We start from the raw sequence: 5860 nt of genomic DNA on the forward strand, positions 1-5860 counted from the left end.
CTTGCCTGACTAAGCTCAGCCATAATTTCTTTAATACACTCGGGCTTTAATTTAGCCTTTTGTTGTTCGAAAGCTGAAGCCGTCATTCTAGAATTCACATCGGGAAAAGCATGAAAAATTTCCGAGTTTAAGCTGCCCGCTCCCATGTTGAGAATCAGTTTAATTAAATCAATCGGATTAAGCTTGCGACAGCGGGTAAAAGCCTGATCTGAAACAGAAAAATCATGAATGTTGGCAGCGATTTTATTGATAATACTATCCATCAGTTTTAAAATATTTGAGTGAAGGGATTTCATGAGAGACGCAACCTTTCTATGAAAGACCGAACAATATGACGAAAGTGAGCAGAAGGGCGAATAAACTCTGCTCACTTTTTATTTTAAAAAGAAAAAGAACCGAATCAAAATGATTCGGTTCATAAAGCTAAACTTTCGTCAATGCCTTAACTTAATGACATTGAAAAGAGATCTGTTTTTGTTTTGTCTACATTTTTTCTAGCCGAGCAATGCGGTCAGCTGTTGGCGGGTGAGTGTCGAATAGACTGCCACCGCGATGTCTAAATGGGTTTTCGATATACAGGCCGCTGCTTGAACGATCGGCTTGCTTCATTGGCTGGCTGCTCTCGATTTTTTGCAAAGCGGAAATTAAGCCATGCGGGTTACGGGTGAGCTCAACTGAGCTGGCATCAGCCAAATATTCACGATTGCGGGATAATGCCATTTGCGCTAGGGTTGCCGATAATGGTCCCAAAAATAGGACAAAGACAATCGCAACCACTTTAAAAATCATTTCAATCGCGTTACTGTCACGATCATCATCACGATCGCCGCTGCCAAACCATATAACGCGGCTTGCCACGCCAGAGAGAAATGAAATGACGCCGACTAATACAACTGCAATTGTCGATAAGCGGATATCATAATTGCGAATGTGTGATATTTCATGGCCCAATACGCCTTCAAGTTCTTCGCGATTCATCATGTCGAGCAACCCCTGAGTAACTGCGACGGCACTATGATCAGGATCACGACCTGTCGCAAAAGCATTGGGGCTTGGATCGTTAATAATGAAAACTCTTGGCATTGGAACTTGGCCGACCATCGCCATATCCTGAACGATGTGCCACAATTGTGGGTTGTCCTGCTCATGAATTTCTTGGGCATGATTAAGGCTCATGACCATATTTTCGGGATTGCGCATTACCAAGAAAAGATAGAGCAGACTAGCAACCAGAGCAATAATAATTCCGCTCCACGGCGAATTGCTGAAGAGATAGCCAAAGCCAGCACCAACTAAAGTTAAGATCACCACAAAAACAGCCATAACGACCACAGTTTTGCGCTTGTTACGGGCAATTTGCTGGTATAACATTTTTTAACCTCTAAAACTTAACCTTTGGAACTTCTTTTTCTGCAGCATCAGTTTGCAAGTAATCCACTTTAGTGAAGTGATGGATTTTCGCAATAATGTTGGATGGGAAAGTTAACAGCTTTTGATCATATTGAGCAGCAGTTGAATTATAAAGCTGACGGGAATAAGCAATTTTGTTTTCAGTATTAGTCAATTCTTCTTGCAGACTTAAGAAATTTTGGTTGGCCTTTAAATCAGGGTAGTTCTCTGATAAGGCAAAAATTGTCTTCAAGGAATCAGTTAATTGGTTAGAAACCTTCTGAATTTCCTCACGGTTGTCAGCAGGAATCTGCGTCAATTGGTTGCGCAATTGAACTACTTTTTCAAAAGTTTCGTTTTCGTGCTTAGCATAGCCTTTAACCGTTTCAACCAAGTTAGGAATTAAATCATTGCGCCGCTTAAGTTGAACGTCAATTTGACTCCAAGCCTCATCAGTATAAACCTTTGACTTTTGTAAGCCGTTATAAATAGCAATGTAGATTGCAATAAGCAAAACAATAATGATTAAAATAATCCACATTAATGGTGACATTGTAATTCCTCCATCTGTTAAATATTTAATATCTATTTTACCGAAAAAGCCTTTTTTTGGATACTAAAAAGACACCTTAATTGGCGTCTAAACTGAATTATTTAATTTTAAATTCTAAATATTAATAGCAAATAACCCACAATGGTTAGAATGATCAAACCAATGAATTGCATAATCGACCATTGATTAAAGAACTTGCTCTTGCTGACGGTGGCGTGTTGGTTGAAAGTCTTAATAACCAGCATGTTGGCCATTGAACCAATTGCAGAACCAAAACCACCAATGTTGGAACCCAAGAAAAGGGCTTGAGCATAAGTAGTAAACTTACCAACTAAGATAGTTGAAGGAACGTTGCTCATTACCTGACTTGAGATAATTGAGGTCAAGTAGGTTGAAGTCTCTGAGTAAACCATCATGTGAATAACGTTGACGCTTGCCGGAACTTGCTGAATATCACTGATGAAAATAAAGAAGCCAGTGAAGGTTAACAGCAGAGCATAGTCGATCTTGAGCATGATTCGCGGGTTGATCATCAAAGCCAAAATAATTGAAGCAATCATTGGAATGATAATTGGCACTATCCGGAATACGCCGAAGAAGAAGAAAATGAAAACGGAAGTAGTAATTAAAGTCAGACGCCAGTTGATTTCAATGCTTTCAGTCTTTTGAACAGGAATCTTTTCTTTGGGGATAAAGAAAAAGACAATTCCTAGAATAACTAATGAAATTAACAAGTAGGGTACAGACCAGGAGAAGAACTGGAGTGCACTTACGTTGTAGCGACTAACTAAAAAGATATTATGCGGGTTGCCCCACGGAGTAAAGGCAGCTCCGATATTGGCGCCCATTCCGATCAAGGTAACTGGTAAAATCTGTGGTAATTTGTATTTTTTAGTAATATTTAAATATAGTGGGATTAACGTTAAAGCTGTAATATCGTTCCCTAAAAACATACCTGCAATTACAGACAATAGGGTAAATAGGATATTTAGCTTTCGCGTATTGTCAGCGATGCTTGTTAGCTTGTACGCTAAAACGTCCAGAACGTGTAAGTAAGCATAAATCTGGATCAGCGTTAACATTGCGGCAACAGAAAATAAAGTGTGTGTATTGATATCCTCTAAACGTGGCCTAGCAAAAAAAAGGCTGACTACCGTGACGAAGACGGTAATCTGCAAAATTCTATCTTTAGCAATATTCTTTAAGACGGTCATAAAAGGTCCCCCCCTCATATTATAATCGTATAAAAACCCTAGCTACCATTTTGAGCCTTTTTGTTCAGGTTTGCAATATTTAATTCTTAAAAAATAAAAATAGTGTACCATTTTCTAGGCAAATAATTTGAGAGAAAGGACTGTTTCTTGCTATACTTTAGCAAGTAAGGCAAAAAGAAAGGTAGAGTGGTTTAAGATGAAGATCTCAATGAAGATAAAGCCTGAAGCACTGGCAATTATTAAAAAGAAGATGGATGATGACCATCAAATCGTTCTTCTATCATTAAATGACGGTTCAAATAAATATTCTAAAAAAGGCGGAACATGTACGATTGGTGATAGTTTCCAATTCGTCATTTTAGATAAGCGCGATCCGGAATATGATATTAAAATCGCCAATGATGCTGGACTAGACCTTTATACAGCTAAGCCTGAAACTACTTTTTTAGAAAACGGCTTAGTTGTTAACGCGCGCAATTCAACTTTGAGCTTATCATCTGATAGCGGAATTATTGATGGTGGCGTGACTGTCACTAAATTTGAAGGTAATAAAATCAGTAAAGATGATTTGCTTAACGGCGGTCAATGTTAATCAAAATCAAGAGTCTGGAGAATTCCAGACTCTTTTTAGTTTAGAATAGAAATCAGGTGGAGGAGACAGAGAGACAAATGAAAATATACAATGATTTGACAGGCTATTTTCGTGAATTTAAGCAGCATTGGCTAGGATATTTGATGTTGCTGTTAGGTCTGGACTTGTTTAATCAAATAATTGTCATTCCGTTATTTCGCTATGTGACGACATTTATTTTGCAGGCTAGTGCCATTCCAATTGTTTTTTATCAAAATATTGTCACGATTATTACGACTAATACCTTTGTCTTTATCATTCTGATCATAGAATTGCTGCTGCTGCTGATTGTCATTTATAGTCAGTTTGCGTTCATGTTGCTAGGAATAAGGGCGATTGCCAATAATGATTTTACTTTGAAAACTGTCTTTAAAAAGAGCTGGCAGTGCATCTTACGGATCAGACCTGGCTCACTCTTAGTCTTGCTGCTTTATTTCTTATTGGTTGTGCCTTTTGCTGACATTGTGTTCAGAACTCCGCTGCTTGCAAAAATTCAAATCCCTGAATTTATTATTGATTACATGACCAGAACTCCGCTTTTATTGACTATTCTGCTTGTTTTTTATGCGGTAGTTCTTGTTCTAGGAGTTCGACTATTATTAACGCTGCCATTGATGGTTTTTAAGCAGAAGAAAACAATTCAAGCAATGAAAAGCAGCTGGCAGTTGACCAAACACAAAAAATGGTGGCCACTGATTCTGCGTCTGCTTGTTTTGGCAGTGGTTACAACTCTTGCCATCGGCATTGCCTATGCTGCAATTTATGGCTTGCAGCTGCTGTGGGATCTATTGCCTGGGAAATATGCACCATTGACTTTTGCAATTATCAACCTTTCGCTGATTCAAATTATTAGTGAACTTGCCTTTGTTGCTTCAACGGTTATTGGTTTATCGATTATTTTTATACCATTAAAATTAGAAAAAAATGCTGCTGAAAAACAGAAAAGGTCATTTTCTAAATTGCTGATTAGCGCAACTTCTGTAGCAGCATTAATAATTATTGCCAGTGCCGGCGTTACTAATGCTATTTATTTAACCGGCGTGAATAGTAAAGCACCACTAATCATTTCTCACCGCGGCGTGAGTGATAAAAATGGCGTTCAAAATACAATTGCAGCCTTGAAAAAGACCTCTAAAGAAAAGCCGGATTTTGTAGAAATCGACCTGCATGAAACAAAAGACAAGGAATTAGTAGTTCTGCATGACGAAACCTTAGCCACTCTAACCGATGTTAATAAGATGCCAAGTGAATTAACCTTAAAGCAGCTGACGAAGCTGACAGCTAGAGAAGACGGGCATACAGCTAAAATTGCCAGCTTTGACCAATATTTGAAAGAAGCACAAAAACTGCATCAAAAATTGCTGATTGAAGTTAAAACGACGCCGAAGGACTCAAAAAAGATTTTGCAGCGGTTTAATCGTAAATATGGTGCAACGATTCTAAAAAATGGTTATCAAGTTCAGTCGCTGGATTATCGGGTCATTGAAGGTCTGCATCAAATAAACCCTAAGTTGGAAGTGCTATATATCCAGCCTTACAACTTTACTTATCCCCACAGTGTTGCTGACGGGTATTCGATGGAATATTCAACTTTGAATTCTGACTTTATCTGGCAGACCCATCTGCAGCATCATCCTGTTTATGCTTGGACTATCAATGATAAAGACCTGATGAAAAAGATGATGTATGACCAGGTTGATGGAATTATTACCGATAATGTGAAGATGGCAAAGCAGGCAATTAAAGAGTTCCAGGATACTTCCAGCTATGCTAATTGCATTTTGAATTATATAATTGTTGTTCACATGCCAAATGATCTTGAAGTCTAATTATAAAGAAAACTTGATCTAATGCTGGTTGCATGTTAAACTAAACTAGATTTTCGAAAATCTGAAAGGAAGTATAGCTATGCGTAAAGGTGAAAATTACAACACTGGTTGTGAACCAAACCAAAGACCTAAGAACAAGAGAAACGCTAAGAAGCGTGTTGCTCACGTAGCAGCCGTAGTTTCATTCTTGAACAAGGCCGCAAAAGACGAAAACAAGTAGTCTTTTTATAAATATTGAAATTAA

Annotated in this window: 7 protein-coding genes; 3 read left to right on the top strand and 4 right to left on the bottom strand. The window is 38.1% G+C overall.

Annotation, left to right across the window (positions count from 1 at the left end; genetic code table 11):
* The 4 genes from HMPREF0493_RS06925 to HMPREF0493_RS06940 all read right to left on the bottom strand — a co-directional run.
* On the bottom strand, positions 1-296 hold a 296-nt coding region (locus tag HMPREF0493_RS06925; protein WP_006352609.1), incomplete at its 3' end, for a hypothetical protein.
* 187 nt (positions 297-483) lie between these two features.
* Positions 484-1371: a zinc metalloprotease HtpX gene (gene htpX, locus HMPREF0493_RS06930; RefSeq protein ID WP_006352610.1), complete on the bottom strand. Its 888-nt coding sequence runs from the start codon at positions 1369-1371 to the stop codon at positions 484-486.
* A 10-nt stretch (positions 1372-1381) separates the two neighbouring features.
* Positions 1382-1942, bottom strand: coding sequence for a LemA family protein (locus HMPREF0493_RS06935; RefSeq protein ID WP_006352611.1), 561 nt, complete (start codon positions 1940-1942; stop codon positions 1382-1384).
* Positions 1943-2049: 107 nt separating this feature from the next.
* Complete coding sequence (locus HMPREF0493_RS06940) at positions 2050-3156, bottom strand: SLC13 family permease (protein WP_040457395.1); 1107 nt, start codon at positions 3154-3156, stop codon at positions 2050-2052.
* 196 nt (positions 3157-3352) lie between these two features.
* Between HMPREF0493_RS06940 and HMPREF0493_RS06945 the strand changes: the two genes are divergently transcribed.
* The 3 genes from HMPREF0493_RS06945 (at position 3353) to HMPREF0493_RS08830 (ending at position 5836) form a co-directional block, all read left to right on the top strand.
* Entirely contained in the window at positions 3353-3748 is a 396-nt protein-coding gene (locus tag HMPREF0493_RS06945; protein WP_040457397.1) for an iron-sulfur cluster biosynthesis family protein, read from the top strand.
* A 77-nt stretch (positions 3749-3825) separates the two neighbouring features.
* A complete protein-coding gene (locus tag HMPREF0493_RS06950; RefSeq protein WP_040457399.1) occupies positions 3826-5616 on the top strand; it encodes a glycerophosphoryl diester phosphodiesterase membrane domain-containing protein in 1791 nt (596 codons plus the stop codon).
* Between the two features lie 79 nt (positions 5617-5695).
* Positions 5696-5836, top strand: coding sequence for a hypothetical protein (locus HMPREF0493_RS08830; RefSeq protein ID WP_006352615.1), 141 nt, complete (start codon positions 5696-5698; stop codon positions 5834-5836).
* Positions 5837-5860: the final 24 nt, after the last annotated feature.

Origin of the sequence: Lactobacillus amylolyticus DSM 11664 (assembly GCF_000178475.1) — a bacterium.
Taxonomy (GTDB): domain Bacteria; phylum Bacillota; class Bacilli; order Lactobacillales; family Lactobacillaceae; genus Lactobacillus; species Lactobacillus amylolyticus.